Annotated in this window: 21 protein-coding genes; 17 read left to right on the top strand and 4 right to left on the bottom strand. The window is 41.6% G+C overall.

What is annotated here, in order from left to right:
- The first annotated feature begins 4 nt into the window (after positions 1-4).
- The 9 genes from ftsY (at position 5) to queA (ending at position 7,197) form a co-directional block, all read left to right on the top strand.
- Entirely contained in the window at positions 5-955 is a 951-nt protein-coding gene (gene ftsY / locus LJE11_RS00825) for a signal recognition particle-docking protein FtsY (protein WP_055057848.1), read from the top strand.
- A gap of 80 nt (positions 956-1,035) precedes the next feature.
- The gene (ilvA, locus tag LJE11_RS00820) at positions 1,036-2,247 is read left to right on the top strand and encodes a threonine ammonia-lyase (protein WP_227295327.1); all 1,212 of its coding nucleotides are present in this window, start codon (positions 1,036-1,038) and stop codon (positions 2,245-2,247) included.
- A gap of 185 nt (positions 2,248-2,432) precedes the next feature.
- Entirely contained in the window at positions 2,433-2,756 is a 324-nt protein-coding gene (gene ylxM / locus LJE11_RS00815; protein WP_008704687.1) for a YlxM family DNA-binding protein, read from the top strand.
- 3 nt (positions 2,757-2,759) lie between these two features.
- Positions 2,760-4,115, top strand: a complete 1,356-nt coding sequence (gene ffh / locus LJE11_RS00810; protein ID WP_008704686.1) for a signal recognition particle protein — start codon at positions 2,760-2,762, stop codon at positions 4,113-4,115.
- 113 nt (positions 4,116-4,228) lie between these two features.
- Positions 4,229-4,474, top strand: a complete 246-nt coding sequence (rpsP, locus tag LJE11_RS00805; protein WP_008704685.1) for a 30S ribosomal protein S16 — start codon at positions 4,229-4,231, stop codon at positions 4,472-4,474.
- A gap of 63 nt (positions 4,475-4,537) precedes the next feature.
- Complete coding sequence (locus tag LJE11_RS00800) at positions 4,538-4,768, top strand: KH domain-containing protein (RefSeq protein WP_008704683.1); 231 nt, start codon at positions 4,538-4,540, stop codon at positions 4,766-4,768.
- 144 nt (positions 4,769-4,912) lie between these two features.
- On the top strand, positions 4,913-5,416 hold the full coding sequence (gene rimM / locus LJE11_RS00795) for a ribosome maturation factor RimM (protein ID WP_008704681.1): 504 nt from the start codon (positions 4,913-4,915) through the stop codon (positions 5,414-5,416).
- Positions 5,417-6,175 (top strand): tRNA (guanosine(37)-N1)-methyltransferase TrmD, encoded by a 759-nt coding sequence (trmD, locus tag LJE11_RS00790; RefSeq protein ID WP_195480824.1) that lies wholly within the window; start codon positions 5,417-5,419, stop codon positions 6,173-6,175. It abuts the gene before it with no gap.
- Complete coding sequence (gene queA / locus LJE11_RS00785) at positions 6,172-7,197, top strand: tRNA preQ1(34) S-adenosylmethionine ribosyltransferase-isomerase QueA (protein ID WP_118568715.1); 1,026 nt, start codon at positions 6,172-6,174, stop codon at positions 7,195-7,197. The genes trmD and queA overlap by 4 nt, the downstream gene beginning before the upstream one ends.
- An 81-nt stretch (positions 7,198-7,278) precedes the next feature.
- Here queA and LJE11_RS00780 read toward each other — a convergent pair whose 3' ends face one another.
- From LJE11_RS00780 to LJE11_RS00765, 4 genes are all read right to left on the bottom strand, one after another.
- Complete coding sequence (locus LJE11_RS00780; protein WP_227295308.1) at positions 7,279-9,024, bottom strand: recombinase family protein; 1,746 nt, start codon at positions 9,022-9,024, stop codon at positions 7,279-7,281.
- A gap of 319 nt (positions 9,025-9,343) precedes the next feature.
- Positions 9,344-9,898: a helix-turn-helix domain-containing protein gene (locus LJE11_RS00775; RefSeq protein ID WP_128866035.1), complete on the bottom strand. Its 555-nt coding sequence runs from the start codon at positions 9,896-9,898 to the stop codon at positions 9,344-9,346.
- A 12-nt stretch (positions 9,899-9,910) separates the two neighbouring features.
- Positions 9,911-10,852 carry a hypothetical protein gene (locus LJE11_RS00770; RefSeq protein ID WP_227226179.1) on the bottom strand — a complete coding sequence of 314 codons (942 nt, stop codon included), beginning with the start codon at positions 10,850-10,852 and terminating at the stop codon, positions 9,911-9,913.
- Between the two features lie 42 nt (positions 10,853-10,894).
- The gene (locus tag LJE11_RS00765; protein WP_128866037.1) at positions 10,895-11,242 is read right to left on the bottom strand and encodes a helix-turn-helix domain-containing protein; all 348 of its coding nucleotides are present in this window, start codon (positions 11,240-11,242) and stop codon (positions 10,895-10,897) included.
- A 281-nt stretch (positions 11,243-11,523) separates the two neighbouring features.
- Here LJE11_RS00765 and LJE11_RS00760 point away from each other — a divergent pair, with 281 nt between their 5' ends.
- From LJE11_RS00760 to LJE11_RS00725, 8 genes are all read left to right on the top strand, one after another.
- A complete protein-coding gene (locus LJE11_RS00760) occupies positions 11,524-11,724 on the top strand; it encodes a helix-turn-helix domain-containing protein (protein WP_118566457.1) in 201 nt (66 codons plus the stop codon).
- A gap of 42 nt (positions 11,725-11,766) precedes the next feature.
- Positions 11,767-12,243, top strand: coding sequence for a helix-turn-helix domain-containing protein (locus LJE11_RS00755; RefSeq protein WP_227226183.1), 477 nt, complete (start codon positions 11,767-11,769; stop codon positions 12,241-12,243).
- A gap of 14 nt (positions 12,244-12,257) precedes the next feature.
- Entirely contained in the window at positions 12,258-12,455 is a 198-nt protein-coding gene (locus LJE11_RS00750) for a helix-turn-helix domain-containing protein (protein ID WP_227226186.1), read from the top strand.
- A gap of 14 nt (positions 12,456-12,469) precedes the next feature.
- Positions 12,470-12,616: a hypothetical protein gene (locus tag LJE11_RS00745; protein ID WP_020993751.1), complete on the top strand. Its 147-nt coding sequence runs from the start codon at positions 12,470-12,472 to the stop codon at positions 12,614-12,616.
- A 17-nt stretch (positions 12,617-12,633) separates the two neighbouring features.
- Entirely contained in the window at positions 12,634-12,798 is a 165-nt protein-coding gene (locus LJE11_RS00740) for a hypothetical protein (RefSeq protein ID WP_227226188.1), read from the top strand.
- A complete protein-coding gene (locus LJE11_RS00735) occupies positions 12,798-13,151 on the top strand; it encodes a hypothetical protein (protein WP_182466317.1) in 354 nt (117 codons plus the stop codon). The genes LJE11_RS00740 and LJE11_RS00735 overlap by 1 nt, the downstream gene beginning before the upstream one ends.
- Before the next feature lie 152 nt (positions 13,152-13,303).
- Positions 13,304-14,443, top strand: a complete 1,140-nt coding sequence (locus tag LJE11_RS00730) for a hypothetical protein (RefSeq protein ID WP_227226190.1) — start codon at positions 13,304-13,306, stop codon at positions 14,441-14,443.
- The gene (locus LJE11_RS00725; RefSeq protein ID WP_227226192.1) at positions 14,440-18,267 is read left to right on the top strand and encodes a metallophosphoesterase; all 3,828 of its coding nucleotides are present in this window, start codon (positions 14,440-14,442) and stop codon (positions 18,265-18,267) included. Before LJE11_RS00730 ends, LJE11_RS00725 begins: the two co-directional genes overlap by 4 nt.

The following is an 18,267-nucleotide window of genomic DNA, read 5'->3' as shown; positions in this document are numbered from 1 at the left end:
TCACATGGCAGAAGAAAAGAAAGGTTTTTTTAAACGATTAGTCAGTGGACTGGCAAAGACCAGAGACAATATCGTAGCCGGATTTGACAATATTTTCAGTGGTTTTTCCAGTATTGATGAAGATTTTTATGAAGAGCTGGAAGAGATTCTGATCATGGGTGATATCGGGATCAATGCGACCACTTCTATTATTGAGAATTTAAAGAAAGAAGTTTCCGAACGTCATATTAAGGAACCGATGGAATGTAAACAGCTTCTGATCAATGAGATCAAGGATCAGATGCGTGTGGACAGCACAGAGTATGAATTTGAGAACCGCAGATCCGTAGTCTTGGTGATCGGTGTCAATGGTGTCGGAAAAACCACTTCAGTAGGAAAGCTTGCAGGAAAATTAAAAGACCAGGGCAAGAAGGTTATCCTTGCAGCAGCCGATACTTTCCGCGCAGCAGCAGGAGAGCAGCTTACTGAGTGGGCGAACCGTGCAGGTGTGGAGATCATCGGCGGACAGGCGGGAGCAGATCCTGCATCTGTTATCTATGATGCGGTGGCTGCAGCCAAAGCAAGAAATGCAGACGTACTTCTCTGTGATACAGCAGGACGTCTTCATAATAAAAAGAACCTTATGGAAGAACTCCGCAAGATTTACAGGATCCTGGAGAGGGAGTATCCGGATGCATATCTGGAGACACTGGTAGTGCTGGATGGTACCACCGGACAGAATGCCCTTGCACAGGCGAGACAATTTGCGGAGGTCGCAAATGTCAGCGGTATTATCCTTACCAAGTTGGACGGAACTGCCAAGGGAGGTATTGCAGTTGCCATCCAGTCTGAACTGGATATTCCGGTGAAGTACATTGGCGTAGGAGAAAGTATTGACGATCTTCAGAAATTCGATGCAGATGCATTTGTAAATGCGTTGTTTGATGTAGACCATAAAGAAAACCCGGACGCTTAAGATTAGGATGTACTTTCGGAGTCAAATCAAGTACAAAAAGATTCCAGGAGTACATTTAGGACAAAATGGAGGAAAAAACAATGCTTACTTTAGAGAGTTTTGAACAGGCATCAGAGATCGTAAAACAGGTCACACAGGAAACAAAGCTGATCAAGAGCAGCTATTTCAGTGAACTTACAGGAAATAAGGTTTATTTAAAACCGGAGAATATGCAGCGTACAGGTGCATATAAGGTTCGTGGTGCCTATTATAAGATCAGCACTCTTTCCGATGAAGAGAGAAATAAAGGTCTGATCACAGCATCCGCCGGAAATCATGCACAGGGTGTTGCCTATGCTGCGCATAAATATGGTGTGAAGGCAGTGATCGTTATGCCTACCACAACTCCGCTGATCAAGGTTGAGAGAACAAAGAGTTACGGTGCAGAGGTTATCCTGTATGGTGATGTATATGATGAGGCATGTGCACATGCACTGGAACTTGCTGAGAAAGAGGGATATACCTTTATCCATCCTTTCGATGATCCGGCAGTTGCCACAGGACAGGGTACCATTGCAATGGAGATCGTTCAGGAGCTTCCGCTTGTTGATTATATTCTGGTTCCGATCGGTGGAGGCGGACTTGCAACAGGTGTTTCCACACTTGCGAAGCTGTTAAATCCACATATCAAAGTCATCGGTGTGGAACCGGCAGGGGCTGCCTGCATGAAAGCTTCTCTGAAGAAGGGTGAGGTTGTGACTCTTCCGCACGTAAATACGATTGCTGACGGTACTGCAGTACAGACACCCGGAAAGAAAATCTTCCCGTATATCCAGAAGAATCTGGACGATATCATCACTATCGAGGATGATGAACTGATCGTTGCTTTCCTTGACATGGTTGAGAACCATAAGATGATCGTAGAGAATTCCGGTCTTCTGACAGTGGCAGCGCTTCGTCATCTGGATGTGAAGGGAAAGAAGATTGTTTCTATCTTAAGCGGTGGAAACATGGATGTTATTACCATGTCTTCTGTTGTTCAGCATGGTCTGATCCAGAGAGACAGAATCTTCACAGTATCTGTGCTCATTCCGGATAAGCCGGGCGAACTGGTACGCGTGGCAAGCGTGATCGCCAGGGCTCAGGGCAATGTTATCAAGCTGGATCATAACCAGTTTGTAAGCACGAACAGAAATGCGGCAGTGGAACTTAAGATCACATTGGAGGCTTTTGGCACAGATCATAAGAATGAGATTGTTAAAGCTCTCGAAGATGCAGGATGCAGACCAAAGGTGATCCGCCCAAGTCTGTGATTGTCTCAGAGTAGCATCTGCCATGTAAATAAATGAAATGGGAGCCCTGGTGTTCAGTATATGGATGCCGGGGCTTTTTTGATGAGATTTTTAAGAAGTGTATCGGAAAAAATAAATTTGTGCTGTCAAGAGAAAATGCTTGACAGCACATTGGAAATAGGTTAATATAGTCAAGGTGATTACAGATGGAGAAGTTTGTAGAGCAAGGTTATTTATATGATTTTTATGGAGAACTTCTGACAGAGAGACAGCAGCAGGTTTATGAGAGCGTGGTGCTGGAGGATTACTCGCTGAGTGAAGTCGCAGAGGATCTGGGCATCAGCAGACAGGGTGTGCATGATATGATCAAGAGATGCAACAAGACCCTTGAAGAGTATGAACAGAAGCTTCATCTTGTAGAGAAATTCCTGAATATACGGGCACAGGTAAAGCAGATCCGTGTACTTGCCCGGGAATATCATTCCGATGAAATTGTAAATATTTCCAATGAGATTTTAGAGGAGTTATAACATATGGCATTTGAAAGCTTGACAGATAAACTGCAGAATGTATTTAAGAAGTTGCGAAGCAAGGGCCGCCTGACAGAGGAGGACGTTAAGCTTGCCCTTAAGGAAGTAAAGATGGCTCTGTTAGAGGCAGACGTAAACTTTAAGGTTGTGAAGCAGTTTACTAAATCTGTACAGGAGCAGGCAATCGGACAGGACGTTATGAGCGGTCTGAATCCGGGTCAGATGGTGATCAAGATTGTTAATGATGAACTTGTGAAATTAATGGGAAGTGAGACAACAGATCTGCCTCTTCGCCCGGGAAATGAGATCACAGTGTTCATGATGGCAGGTCTGCAGGGTGCAGGTAAGACCACCACAGTTGCGAAGCTTGCAGGTAAGCTGAAATCCAAAGGTAAGAAACCTCTTTTAGTAGCCTGCGATGTTTACCGTCCGGCGGCTATCACACAGCTGCAGGTCAACGGCGAGAAACAGGGCGTGGAAGTATTTTCCATGGGAGATAAGCAGAAGCCTGTGGATATTGCGAAAGCAGCCATAGAGCATGCGAAGGCAAATCAGCAGAATGTCGTACTTATCGATACAGCCGGTCGTCTTCATGTTGATGAAGATATGATGCAGGAACTTGCAGATATCAAGGCGAACATTCAGGTAGATGCAACCATCCTCATTGTAGATGCGATGACCGGACAGGATGCGGTAAATGTGGCAAGCACATTTGCTGATAAAGTAGGAATCGACGGTGTCATTCTTACCAAGATGGATGGTGATACCCGAGGCGGTGCAGCCCTTTCTATCAAGGCAGTAACCGGTAAGCCTATTCTGTATGTAGGTATGGGCGAGAAACTTTCTGATCTGGAGCAGTTCTATCCGGAACGTATGGCTTCCAGAATCCTTGGTATGGGTGATGTCATGAGCCTGATCGAGAAAGCAGAAGCTTCCATCGATAAAGAACAGGCGCAGGACATGCAGAAGAAGTTAAAGAAAATGGACTTTGACTTCAACGATTACCTTACCAGTATGGAACAGATGAACAAGATGGGCGGTATCGGCAGTATCCTGAATATGCTTCCAGGTATGGGCGGTAAGATGAAGGATATTGAGGGAATGATCGATGAGAAAGCCATGGACAGAACCAAGTCAATTATCCTTTCCATGACACCTCAGGAGAGAAGTAATCCGTCAATCCTGAACATTTCCAGAAAGAACCGTATTGCCAGAGGTGCAGGAGTAGATGTCTCTGAAGTAAACCGTCTGGTGAAACAGTTTGAGCAGAGCAAGAAGATGATGAAACAGATGCCTGGTCTTATGGGCGGAAAAGCCGGTAAGCGCGGCGGTGGATTTAAACTTCCGTTCGGACTGTAATTGAGAAGTTAGCGAAGCGGATAACGCTTTGACATAAAAGTTACTGTTTCATAGCTGAACAGTAATATAACATAAGAAAACAATATATTTTATTTAATGGAGGAAAAGAAACAATGGCAGTTAAAATCAGATTAAGAAGAATGGGACAGAAGAAAGCACCTTTTTATAGAATCGTAGTTGCAGATTCCCGTTGCAAACGTGATGGAAGATGTATCGAAGAAATCGGAACATACGATCCAAACCTTGAGCCAAGCGCTGTAACAGTTGATGAAGAAGCAGCTAAAAAATGGCTTGCAGCAGGAGCTCAGCCTACAGACGTTGTAGCAAAAATCCTCAAAGATGCCGGAATCGAAAAATAATTCAGATTTACCATGTAAGGTATTTCTGCAGCGTCCACAGGGGACGGGTCAGGGAGGTATGTAATGAAAGAATTAGTGGAAGTAATTGCAAAATCTCTTGTTGAAAATCCGGATGAAGTAGTTGTTACTGAGACAGAAAAGGAAGACGCGATCATCGTTGAACTGAAAGTCGGACCTGCTGACATGGGCAAGGTTATCGGACGGCAGGGAAGAATTGCGAAAGCGATCCGAACTGTGGTAAAAGCAGCTTCTTCAAAAAGCAGCAAAAAAGTGATTGTAGATATTCTGCAATGAAAATAAGGGTCAGGAGCTGTGGAACATCCCATGGCTCCTGATTTGGGTTTAAGCGGATTTGGAATATGGATCAGCATTCGCTGTGAGCAGGCATAAAAGCAGAATGCAAATGACGTATGATATGAAAATTATAGGAGTCAGCAGATGGAAGATTTATTAAAAGTTGGTGTGATCACTACGACACACGGAATACGCGGGGAAGTAAAAGTATATCCTACCACAGATGCAGACAGATTTCTGGATCTGGAATATGTTCTGCTTGACACAGGCAGAGAGAAAAGAAAGCTTGAAATAGAGAATGTTAAGTATTTCAAGAACCTTGTAATCCTGAAATTCAGGGGAATTGATAATATTAATGATATAGAGATGTATAAAAAAAGAGAACTCTGGATCCCGAGAGAAGAAGCACAGGAGCTGGAAGAAGATGAATATTACATTGCAGACCTGATCGGTATGGATGTAGTTCTCGAAGACGGAAGCAAATTTGGAACTCTGAAAGATGTAATGGAAACAGGCGCTAATGATGTCTATGTAGTAGAGGATGCCAAAGGCGAAGAAATTCTGCTCCCTGCTATCAGGGAATGTATCCTTGATGTGGATGTGGAGAAGAATGTAATGACCATTCATCTGATGAAAGGATTAATATAAATGAATTTTCATGTTTTAACCCTGTTTCCGGAGATGATTGAACATGGCATGAATACCAGCATTACCGGACGTGCGATCACAAAAGGTCTCCTCACACTGGAGGCAGTGAACATTCGTGATTATGCATTCAATAAGCACCAGAAAGTGGATGATTATACCTATGGCGGCGGTGCCGGAATGCTGATGCAGGCAGAACCGGTTTACCTTGCTTATGAGGCGATTGCAAACCGTACGGCAAAAAAGCCAAGAGTTGTATATCTGACTCCTCAGGGGCATGTATTTAACCAGGCTATGGCCAGAGAAATGGCGCAGGAAGAGGATCTGGTATTCCTTTGTGGACACTATGAGGGAATTGATGAGCGTGTTCTGGAGGAAATCGTCACAGATTACGTATCTATCGGAGATTACGTGCTTACAGGCGGCGAACTTCCTGCAATGGTCATGATGGATTCCATTTCAAGAATGGTTCCGGGTGTACTGAACAATCAGGAGTCCGGTGAGACAGAATCCTTTGCAGGAAACCTTCTGGAGTATCCGCAGTACAGCCGTCCGGAAGAGTGGCATGGCAAAAAAGTACCGGAGGTTCTTATGTCCGGTCATCACGCAAACATAGAAAAGTGGCGCAGAGAGCAGTCAATTTACCGCACGGCAAAAAGACGCCCGGATCTTCTTAAGAAAGCTGATCTGACAAACAAAGAATGGAACTATGTGCGCCAGTTAAGGAAACAGTGGAAGGAAGAAGAGGAGCAGATAAAATGAAAACATCAGATTTTTATTATGACCTTCCTCAGGAACTGATCGCTCAGGATCCTCTGGAGGACAGAAGTTCATCCAGACTGATGCATCTGTCTTTAAAAGATGGCAGCATTGAGCATCGCCATTTCACAGATGTTCTGGATTATATGGAAGAGGGAGACTGCCTGGTCATCAACGATACAAAGGTAATCCCTGCCCGGTTATACGGACATAAAGAAGAGACAGGAGCACTAATCGAAATCCTGCTTCTGAAGCGAAGAGAGAATGATATCTGGGAGTGTCTGGTAAAACCCGGAAAGAAGGCACGCCCGGGTGCTAAGATCACATTTGGAAATGGTATTTTAAAAGGTGAGATTATTGATGTGGTGGACGAGGGAAACCGTCTGATCCAGTTCCATTATGAAGGAATCTTTGAGGAAATCCTGGATCAGCTTGGCGAAATGCCTCTGCCGCCTTATATTACACATAAACTGAAAGATAAGAACCGTTATCAGACAGTTTATGCAAAGAACGAAGGCTCCGCAGCAGCACCGACAGCAGGATTGCACTTTACTAAAGAGCTTCTTGAAAAAGTAAAGGAAAAAGGCGTCAATATCGCTCATGTGACTCTTCATGTAGGTCTCGGAACTTTCCGCCCTGTCAAAGTAGATGACGTGGAAAGCCACCATATGCATTCCGAATTCTACATAGTAGAGGAGGATCAGGCAAAGCTGATCAATGACACAAAGAAGGCAGGTAAACGTGTAATAGCAGTAGGAACCACAAGCTGCAGAACACTGGAATCTGCAACAGGAGAAGATGGAATTCTGAAATCCGGAAGCGGATGGACAGAAATCTTTATCTATCCGGGCTATCATTTTAAAATGATCGATGCCCTGATCACAAACTTCCACCTGCCGGAATCCACACTTGTGATGTTGGTGTCTGCGCTGGCAGGCAAGGAGAATATCATGCATGCCTATGAGACTGCAGTGCAGGAAAAGTACAGATTTTTCTCTTTTGGAGATGCCATGATTCTGATATGACACCGTTTTCTAACATTTGTTAGATACCATAAAACATAGAAAGCCGGGAGCGATTTCCCGGCTTTTGGCATTTAGAACCAATTACTTGTCTTTGTATATGAATCTATGAGTTAGCCCATTTTTGAATGTAATAGCAGTAATCTTTCCGTCGGCTGTGTAGATGGAGTCGAGAATAGTTTCCATATATGCTTTTAAAATGTCTGGATCCACAGTGCTGACCAGTTTTTTGAAATAGATATATTTTTTATTTTTTAATTCTTTTTGAATCAGTAAATGACTGGCTTGTTTAATAAATTCCTCATCTGAAAGGAAGGAGGCTTGATCTTGCGTCATAAGCCCCAATTGCCTGTTGATATTATCTAAATGAGATGAGATTTCACTTTTCCGAATGATAAAATCTTTTTCCGACATGGAAGTCTCAGAATATAAATAAAGGTTCTGTAAACGCTGGAGTGCTCGCTCCTGCTTTTCTTTTTCTTTTCTGAGTTTTGAAAGTTCCGGATCAACAGCTGCCTTTTTCTTTCGTGGGCTCTTGACTGAAAAAATATAAGATCTGTCAGAACCATATCTTGACAGGAGATTAAAAAAGCTATTAAGCCCATTTTCTTCAACAGAAGATACTTCGGAGAAAACAGATCCGGATAAAAGAGCAGCGTTCAATTCATCTGGTGTATTTATTGTAGAAAATGTTTTCTTGGCGTTGAGCATATTCAGAATGTAATTGATAACGAATTCACCTATGACGATATCATTTACAGTAGGATTATTACATTTTTTAGTGTTGCGTCTTAAAGGACAACCGTAGTTTGAAGTACGATATCCATCAACATGAAGTCTGCCAGGGGTAGACACCATCTTACTGCCGCATTTATCACAATACATAATTCCTTGGAAGATATGTGTTTTTGTAGAAAGATGAACCCTTCCTGGAAGATTGTCCATATTTCGTTTGTTAGATTTCATAATACTTCTCATTGCTTGATGCTCTTCCAGTGTAAATATTGCCGGATGGTGATTTTGAATCATAACCCATTCTTCTTCCGGGTTGATTGTTCTGCTTTCTACTCCTTTGTATCGATTATATCGGTAGATTCCTGCATAAAAAGGGCTTGAGGCGATGATCCATACTGAATGAGGGGACCAGCTTACCCCAGCTCGTGTTTTATATCCTTTTTCGTTCAAAGCTCTGCTGACATAAGCAAGTGACCGATTAAGCAGATAAAGATCTTTTAATTCACGGCAAATGGAGGCTTCGTCTTCACGTATGAAAAAGACTTTTTCTTTAGGATCATAACTATATCCAAAAGGAATGCGTCCACCGTTCCATTGGCCACTGTTAGCTCTTGATATCATAGTTGCTGTTACTCGCTCAGATGTCATGTTTCTTTCCAGCTCGGCAAAAACCAATATGATTTTCAACATGGCTTCTCCGATTGCAGTTGAGGTATCAAATTGTTCGTTCTTACTTACAAAGGTTACACGTAGCGAACGCAGCTCCTCATACATTTCCGCAAAGTCCAATAGATTTCTGGATACCCTGTCTATTTTCCAAACCAGAACATGAGTGAATTCGCCCTTTCGGATTCTCCCCATCATATTCTGAAATGCTGGTCTGTCTGTATTTTTTCCAGAATACCCTGCATCTTCAAAAATTTCATAATTATCGGTTCCGAGGATGAGCTGGCAGTATGCAATTAAATCCTTTTTCTGCATGGGGATAGAGTCTTTGTCTACCTGATGAATGGTAGAAACTCGAATATATATAGCGACTTTTGTTTCGCGTACAGACGGAGTGTTGCCGATTAGATTAGTTCTCTTTCGTGCCATATGGATGCTCCTTTGTTGAAATATATGTAATATCTGTTTGACAAAAAGTATATGAATAGATATAATGTACTTAACAAGAGAACCGTTGGTCAGTGCACACCTGACCGCCGGATAGAGTAGTAACTAAAAAATAGCGCCTTACTTTACCAGAGCAGGGGCGCTATTTTTTATGCATTAAATTGATAACAAGAGTTACAACTGCACAAAGCATAATTACAAAGGTAAAAAGATCTCCATATGTAACCATCAGCACCAGCCTCCTTTCACATAAGTGTCCGGCGGCTGACATAACACCCCAACGGTTCCCCAGTTAAATATACTATTCTGTTTTTTCTTCTTCCATCTTCTCCATCATTCCCAAAAAGATACGTTTTCCCTTCTTGGATAACTGACGGTACCGCAGGATGATATCCTGTTCGTCTTCTGAAGCAATGGCACAGCTGTATTCAGAATTCCCTACTAAATAATCTATGGAAGTATCAAGGGCTTTAGAGAGCCTGCCGGCAACATCTATCCCTGGGATAACTGTTCCTGTCATGATATCCTCAAAGGAATCTTCGGGAATTTCTGATTTAGTGATCAGATCGGACGGGTTCAGCTGCAACTGATCCATCCGGTCTTTTATTTTTGCAGAAAGAGCAGGAGCTTCTTTTTGCTCTGTTGTAGAATATTTTTCAGTGGTCCGGCCAAGAAGATAATCTGCCGGCACACCGAAATATTTTGCGCACCGATTAACCAGTTCGGTGGATGGCTTGGTATAGCCTCTCTCAATATTCGAGATTACCTGGGCAGAAACTCCTACGGCTTTTCCCAACTCAGACTGGTGTAGACCTGATTCAGTGCGGAGAGATTTGATTCGTTTTTGAATGTTCATTCTTCAAAACCTCTAGTATTTGCTCTTTAATTGGACTCCTATATCAGAAATTTTTCCTGCATCAATCAAAAATCCAAAGGTGGCTGTTTTATTATAAGATATTTTGTCTCCAATTTGCGGAAGAGGGATAATTTCTCCACAAAATTCAGCACCCTCGAATATAACACCAAGAGTTACCATGTTGGTATCTATAGATGAAAGAAGAGATTCTATATCATCGGAATCGGTAGCCTCTATTTGAGAATTGTACATTTGAATTATTTTATCTTCTTTTTCAGTATCGACGCCATCTTTATAACCTACTTGTACAGAAAAATCTTCTTTGTTATAAACAGAAAATATTTTTGAAACATCATCTCCTATTTTTAAACCTCGAAAAGATGTACTGCCAGGATAATCGGAAGAACTCATGTAATCGTCAGAATTAACATAATTAATTTTATTACCCTGACTATCGTACAAATAGAAGTCGTCTTCTGAAAACCAGCCTTTTTTATTGACATATTGAGAAAGTACATTCTGGGAAGCGCCCTCTATTATGTATTCTCCGGTCTTATAGTCAATTATTTCATAAGCGTTTTCCTTGGAATATTTTGGGCTTACCCAGTAATAAATCATATCTTCAACACTATTGTAAACATTGGTTACATATGAGCATTCCCAAGTGTTTTCTTTGGAAAAAAAGCAAGTTGCTTCAATAAGCACTCCGTCCGCAGACATAATCAAACCAATAGCGGCTTGATTTGGCTCATCACGAGATAACTCGTAAGAAGTGACCTCTTTTACACCCATATCCGTTAAAGCCTGAGAAATTACATCACATAATTGAATAGAATCCCCAGTCACATATTCGCTAGAAATACTGATTTGATAATCTGGAGCAGCGGATACAGGGATAGAAGACACAAATAATTGAGAAAGTGCAATTAAGGATATCAATATTTTCTTTTTCATATTTTTATTTTCCTTTCCTGCTTCGGTACCACTCGAAGCTTATTATTTTGCTTGTTTAAGTTTCTTATTTGAAGCCTCTTGATCAAGATGCTTCAAATATCCTTTTAGTTCACCTTTAAATTCTAATTGAGCATCTCTTGGAAGTTGATGAAATAAGGAAAGAATTTCCATATCGAATTCCGTATACTCTGGGGTCTGTTCTTTTCCAGTGAGAAGAAATTCACAAGAAGTATTTAGCATATTTGCTACTTTTAATAACTTGTCAGCAGCTGGCGGGCTATTATCCCATCTACGAATTGTTCCATTACCAAAACCAGCAGACTCCTCTAAAAGCTTTAAATTTAAGTTATTTTCTTTAGCGAGCTCTTTAATACGAGAAACTAGGGTCATGACACAAAAAATCCTCCAAAATAGCAAAAATGCGAAAATAACTATTGACATTTAGCATATCTGCTATTATTATTAAAACTGTAATAAACAAATGTTTAAAACGAAATAAAAAATGTAGCAGAAATAATTGCAAATAAAAATATTTCCTCGAGTATGGCCGCCACAGCTATTAAGAGGTTGCATCATTTTGATTCACAATATTTTTCTGCCATTACAATTTTATAGCAATTTTAAACAAATGTAAATAACAAATGTTTACTGTAACGACTGGAGGTGATTTTGTGAAACGAAAATTATCCCCTTGGTGCAAAGAAGTAAAGAAGACATTGATCGACAGGGATATGACAGTAACAGATTTGTGTGATCAGGTTGGTATGTGTCGAAATTATGTGAGCCGGACTATCAATGGCGCTTCATATGCACCAGCTTTAGCTGAGACAATCAGTAAAGCATTGGATATCAATACAGAGTACACAATTTAATAGGTTGTAACTACATCATAGCATTAAAGAAAGGATAGAAAAATGTCGAAGTATGCCACGAAAGCGGCTGGCAATATGTTTTGCCAGGCACGGTACGAAGCGGCAAAGTTCAATGAGCGGTTAGGTAGCCGCGAAGGAGCTGCTGAGGAACTTGGTGTTGACCGGACAAGGCTTGCACGGATAGAACTTGGGAGTGTTACTCCTTATCCAGAGGAAGTGCTTCTGATGGCGGATATCTATAGAGCTCCTGAATTAAAAGGTAATTATTGCCGGGAAATGTGCCCTCTGGGAAAAGGAATGCCAAAGATCGAGAATCAGGATATTGATAGGATTGCACTCAGGGCGTTGTGCTCATTCCGGAAGATCAACGAAGCCAAAGAACTCCTGCTGGATATTACGGCAGATGGAGTTATTACAGAGGATGAAAAGCCAGATTTAGAGAAAATCATAAACACCTTGAATGAGGTTAATGAGGTAACTCAAAATTTGAAAAACTGGATTGAAAAATCTTTGAAATGAGGGGAGGAGGTTTAATGCAGAAGAAATTATCTCCCTGGTGCAAGAAAGCCAAGATAGCAATGATTCAGAATGATATCTCTGTTAATGATCTGGCCGAAGAACTTGGCTGTTCCAGATGCTATCTTTCGTCAACTTTAAATGGAAAGAATACCAGCATAGAAATCAGAAGAAGAATCAGCGATTATCTTAATATTTCGGATTCAGATAATTAAAAGGAAGTGTTTTGATGGACCTTAAAGAAAAATTAAAAGAAATATTAAAAAAGAACTATGGAATTACATCAGACGCAGAGCTTCTGGAGGAACTGAACAATATGGAAAGTGTTGATCTTGGAATTTTTGTAACCCAGATTGATACAGAGAAGACAGCATAGATGAAGGAGGTGCGAAATTGCTTACAACAGAAGATATGAAGAAATATCATACAACAGCTGAGAGAATTTTAAATGCGCTGGATAACAGTTCGGTACCGATCAGCTGGCATGAAATGGACAGATGCGCATTACAGAGCGTTATCGCCAAAGAATTGATCTTAATTGATAAGGAGGCAAGATAATGGATGTACGCAAAGTGCAAGATATGCGAAAGAATGTGGAACATCAGTACATTACAGAAGATTCCAAAACACGGATATATCTGTCCGTGGTGCGAGAATTTAATGAGAAGGAGTATGAGGAATATTCCAAAAAAAAGAAAAGAGCGAAAATAAAAAAGAGAATTCGCTTCTTGAAAAGGTCGATGGTTTACATCGTTCCTACAGCAGTCAGCCTTATCTTCTTCGGATATCTGAGCGATATGCTTTGCGCAATAAGGGGAAGCGCAGAACTCGGATCCGAATGGATAGCAATTCCGCTCATGTGGGTGTGGGTATACGCATTGACCAGATTCGCTGTAGGAGATGCATATTAAAAGCCCCAGATGCTTAAAGGAGATATGAAGTGTAGACGGCACTCATAAATCCGCATCCGAGGCTTTTGGGTCAGAACTTTAAAAAACAGGTTGGGCCTCATTTTTTAAAGAACACCGTCATTTTATCACAGATTTAGGAGGTAATCAAGTACATGCAGGAAATTTCAGGAAGCTTATCAGAGGTTATAAGAGCATACAGTGATCATAATTTGCTTGTCCCTGCGGCAACAGATGTGCAACTGAATCCTTTCTATAAATATCATGTAGAGGAAGTTGCAGTTGATCTGAGCGAAAATAGTGGCGACATTTTTAAAGTTGGTTCTGTTAAAACTGGAAAAACAGATAGCAAAGGAAATGATATTTGGCAGGATACATATTCATTATCCAAACCACTTCTTAACAAATTGGCTATGGCAGCTGGTATTCAGTTTAATCCACATCAGACATACGGTAGACGAATTGATAGTATCACATATCGAGCTCAGGCACAGGGAGCAATGAGAAAAGCGGATGGGACTTACAGAGCGGAAGTCGACCAGAAAGAAATCTGTCTTGAGGATGAAGAAGATAAGTATCGTACAGAATTTTCTGATAAGGCGGTTAAGGGGATTACAGACAAGAAAGCGGCAAATGCAGCGGCAGAAATATTTAAAGGAAGCTGGGTTGATACGAAAGATAAATGGGGAAAGAAAGTTAAAGCTTATGTTATCGACGAAGCAGATAGAGAACGATATGTTGAACGTTCGGTAAAAGTAAATATGGCTTTATTAAAGAAGACATGGGCCGAAAAAGCAATGACAGGAGCAAAACTCAGAGTCATCAGAGCATTGCTTGGGACAAAAGGCTCTTACACAAAGGATGAATTAAAAAAGAATTTCGCGATTCCAACAGTAATATTCTCTCCGGATTATTCAGATCCACAGGTCCGGCAGGCAATGCTGATGCAGGGTATGAATTCTGTAAACAATATGTTCGGAATGCCTCAGATTGAGGTTAAGAATGTAGATTTTGCCACAGATAGCAATATTATCGATGAAGGTGACTTGGACAATCCGGCGTTTACTTCGGAACTTCCGGATGAAGATATGGGCGAAATTCAACAGGAAGCATTTGCCCAGCCCGAACAGGAAGAGCCGAATGAACCGGATCCGCAACCAGAGGAAGACAGAACTGCAGATTTTCAGTGCTCCAGATGCGGTACGATCATAAATGAAAAGGTTTATGAGTATTCAATCAATAAATTTGGTGAACCATTGTGTATCAAATGCCAGAGAGGAGGCGGACGCAGATGAAAATATTACATACAGCTGACTGGCATATTGGCCAGTTCAAAGGTCCTGTAGTGGACGGGGTAAATCTCCGTTCACAGGATACAGTAAATTGTCTTAATTATATGATTAAGGTTGCAGAAGAAGAGAAACCAGACATTGTTTGCGTTTCTGGTGATGTTTTCCATCAGGAGCAGATAGGTCCGGTAAGATATTCGGACGAAATGATTGTTGCAACAGACACGATCACAAAATTGGCAGGTGTTGCGAAAGCAGTAATCGTAATGAGAGGAACGCCGAATCATGATGGAGGTGGACAATTCAGAGTTTTGAGCAAGATGTTTGCAAATACTGGAAATGTACATATAGTAACATCGCCAACTGTACTCCGTACGCCATATGCTGATATAGCCTGCATTCCGGGATTTGATAAGCAGGAGTTCAGATCAAGATTCCCTGGTCTGTCTGCAGATGAAGAAAACGAAGCATGGACAAGCTATATATCCAGTATGGTAATGGGGCTTCGAGCTGAATGCCATAATACATCTATCCTGATGGCGCATTATACCGTACCTGGTTGCAACATGGAATCCGGTCAGACTTCATTCTTTACAAATTTTGAGCCGGTTATTCCGAGAGAAGCATTGGAAGCTGCTGGCTATGAAGCAGTGCTTCTGGGACACATACATAGACCACAGCAGATCAACGGATTGCATAACGTGTATTATTCTGGCGCTATTAATGCCATGAATTTTAATGACGAGTATCAGAACAGAGGATTTTATATTCATGAGTTCATGGGCGGGGAGATGACATCATCTCAGTTCCGTAAAACACCTTATCGCAGATTCAAAACCATAGATTGGGACACGAATCAGGTAAGTGATTATATCGAAAACAGGGATGCATATGCATTGGTTACGAATATCAGCAGGGATATTTCAGACATGATTGTAAGAGTGAAATATAGTTGCACCAGTGAACAGAAAAAACTGTTGAATATCCCGTTACTGCAAAAGGATTTGTATGATTGGGGAGCCTTTTATGTGTCGGATATTGAGGCAGAAAATGCTATTGATGTTACGAACAGAGGATTACTCTCAGAGGAAAGCGACCCGACTTTAAATCTCAAGAAGTATCTGGAAGAAAAATGCTTCAAGAATCCGGATAAGATCGTAGAACTGGCAGAACCGATTATTGCGGAAGCGATGAAACAGAGTACAACTGCAGAGATACACGGAGTATTCCGACCGATTTCAATAGCTGTCCGTAATTACAGAAATTATAAAGAAGAAAACTTTGATTTTTCAGACATTTCATTCTGCACGATCAATGGAGTAAACGGTGCAGGAAAGAGCAGCCTTTTCATGGATGCTATTGTGGATTGTCTGTTTGAAGAAACCCGAGAGGGAGACTGTAAGGCGTGGATCAGAGGTACAGAGGATGCAAGAAGCGGCTCCATAGAATTTATTTTCGACATCGGAGAGAAACGATTCCGGGTAGTCCGCACCAGAACAAAATCCGGAAAACCAACCCTGAACTTGTCACAGTATCAGGAAGAAAGTGCTGACTGGATGAATCTGTCCAAGGAAAGAATCATTGACACACAGGCTGAAATCGAGAAGCTTCTTGGCATGGACAGCATGACATTTCGCAGCTGCGCATTGATCATGCAGGACCAGTATGGATTATTCTTGCAGGCGAAGAAAGATGAACGTATCGCTATCCTTGGAAATCTGCTCGGGCTTGGAATTTATGGAGTAATGGAACTGGATGCCAGAAAGAAACTTGCGGATGCAAGAAAGGAGCTTGCTTCTAAAAAAGAAGCCGTTCGGATCAAGACTGACTTCATTAAGGCTCAGGGAAATCCAGAGGAAGAACTGGAGACAGTAGAAAAAGATATTCATAAAAAGCAGGAAGAACTTGAAAATCTGGATGAATCCAGAAGAAAACTGCTCGAACGTCAGGAAAAAATATCTGAGGCAGAGAAAGAAAGCGAAAAAGCGAGAAGTGAATTAAAAGAATGCTCTGAGGAATGCAGTGCCATGGAACATGACCTGGAATATTCAAAGCAGACACTGACAGCGTGCAACAATCTTTTGGAAATGGCTGATGTGATACGGGAAAAAGCAAAACAGCATTCAGAATTATCTTTGCAGCTTTCTGACGTAGAAAAGGACGTTATTAAATATAAAAATGCCAAAGAGACATTGAACGGTTACATCGAAGAGGCTGACCGTTACCAGCGACTTATTGATAAGAGCAAGTTCCGAAACGACCAGATACGCAATCAGATTTCACAGTTGGCATTTAATGTTCCGGATGATCTGGAAGAAAGACTTGATGCACTGGTAAAGGAAAGAGAAGAAATTGAGTGTCAGCAGGAAAAAAGATACCGATATTCTACGGCTCAAAACGAATTGCATGAAGTTGACTCATCCTATTCGCAGAAAATATCAGGAGCAGAAAACCGACGGGATTATCGACAGAAAAGGATTGCTGAGATAAGACAACAGGAAGAATTCATGAAGAATTCTGGGTGCCCGGATATTGAGAGTGCAAGCTGCAGATTCCTGTCGAAAGCAGTCGAAGATGTCAAAAGCCTTCCGGTTGAACTGGATAATCTGAAAAAATGCGAGGAAGAGATTGAGATATTAACATCTGAGCGTGACAAAAAAATAGCCGATAAGCAGGAAGAGATTGAAAGAATAGGATACGATCCTAAACGCCTCGCTATTCTGACCGCATCTGTAACAGAACTTTCCAAATATGAACGAATGAAGAAAGCTGTGGAGGAGAACAAACTCGAAATTGCCCGTTTAGAGACCGAAAAGGAATCGAACGATAAAAATATAGGGCAGTGTGAGGAGAATCTGCTACAGGTCAAATTAAAGGCCTCTGAGATAACGGAAACAGTTAATAAACTATCGGAATCAGTTGACAGACAGGAACAGATCAAACAGCAGATGGTTCATCTGCAGACTTATGTAGAACAGGAAAAAGAACTTCCTGTTTACGAAGAAAGAAAGCAGCATGTTCTTGAAAGGATTGAGAGCATGGAAAAAGAGAGGGAAAAACTTACTGACAGAAAATTCATTCTCTCTTCTCAGCTTACTGGTATGGATACCATGTTGGAAAAAATGAAGGAAACATTTTCGACCGATATGGTGAAAGAAACAGACAGGCAGATTCGCAGTAACAAGGAAACTCTTGGAGAACTGCAGATCCAGAAGGGAGTACTCCTTGAACGTCTGGAAAATATCGATACCATGCGAGGCGAAATCTCCACGCTGAATAATGGAATTGCAGTAGCTGCTGGCAGAGCGGACTGTTATGAAGCATTAAAGCAGGCATTTTCACAGGACGGAGTTCCGCATCAGATCATCAGGAACATCATTCCTCATATAACAGATACTACGAACAATATTCTTGGCCAGATGACCGGCGGAACGATGGGAGTGGAATTCGCGATGGAGCGCACCGTCAAAGGCAAGGACGGAGATAAGGCAACGCTGGATGTTCTGATCAACGAATATGGCAAGACAACTCTTCCATATGCTTCAAAGAGCGGAGGCGAGAAAGTTAAGGCTTCTCTTGCCGTTATCCTTGCACTGTCCGAGATCAAGGCCACAGCGGCAGGAATACAGCTTGGAATGCTCTTTATTGACGAACCGCCTTTCCTTGATGATGAGGGTGCACAGGCTTATGTAGATGCCCTAGAGACTATTCGCGATCGGTATTCCGATGTGAAGATTATGGCAATCACTCATGATGATGCCATGAAAGCGAGATTTGGCCAGGCTGTGACAGTAATTAAAACAGATGATGGTTCAAAAGTAATCTACTAA

This window comes from Blautia sp. DFI.1.216 (assembly GCF_020594215.1).
Classification (GTDB): Bacteria; Bacillota; Clostridia; order Lachnospirales; family Lachnospiraceae; genus Blautia_A; species Blautia_A wexlerae.
The sequence above is the reverse complement of the archived record's forward strand: the minus strand, read 5'-3'. Positions and strand labels throughout refer to the sequence as shown.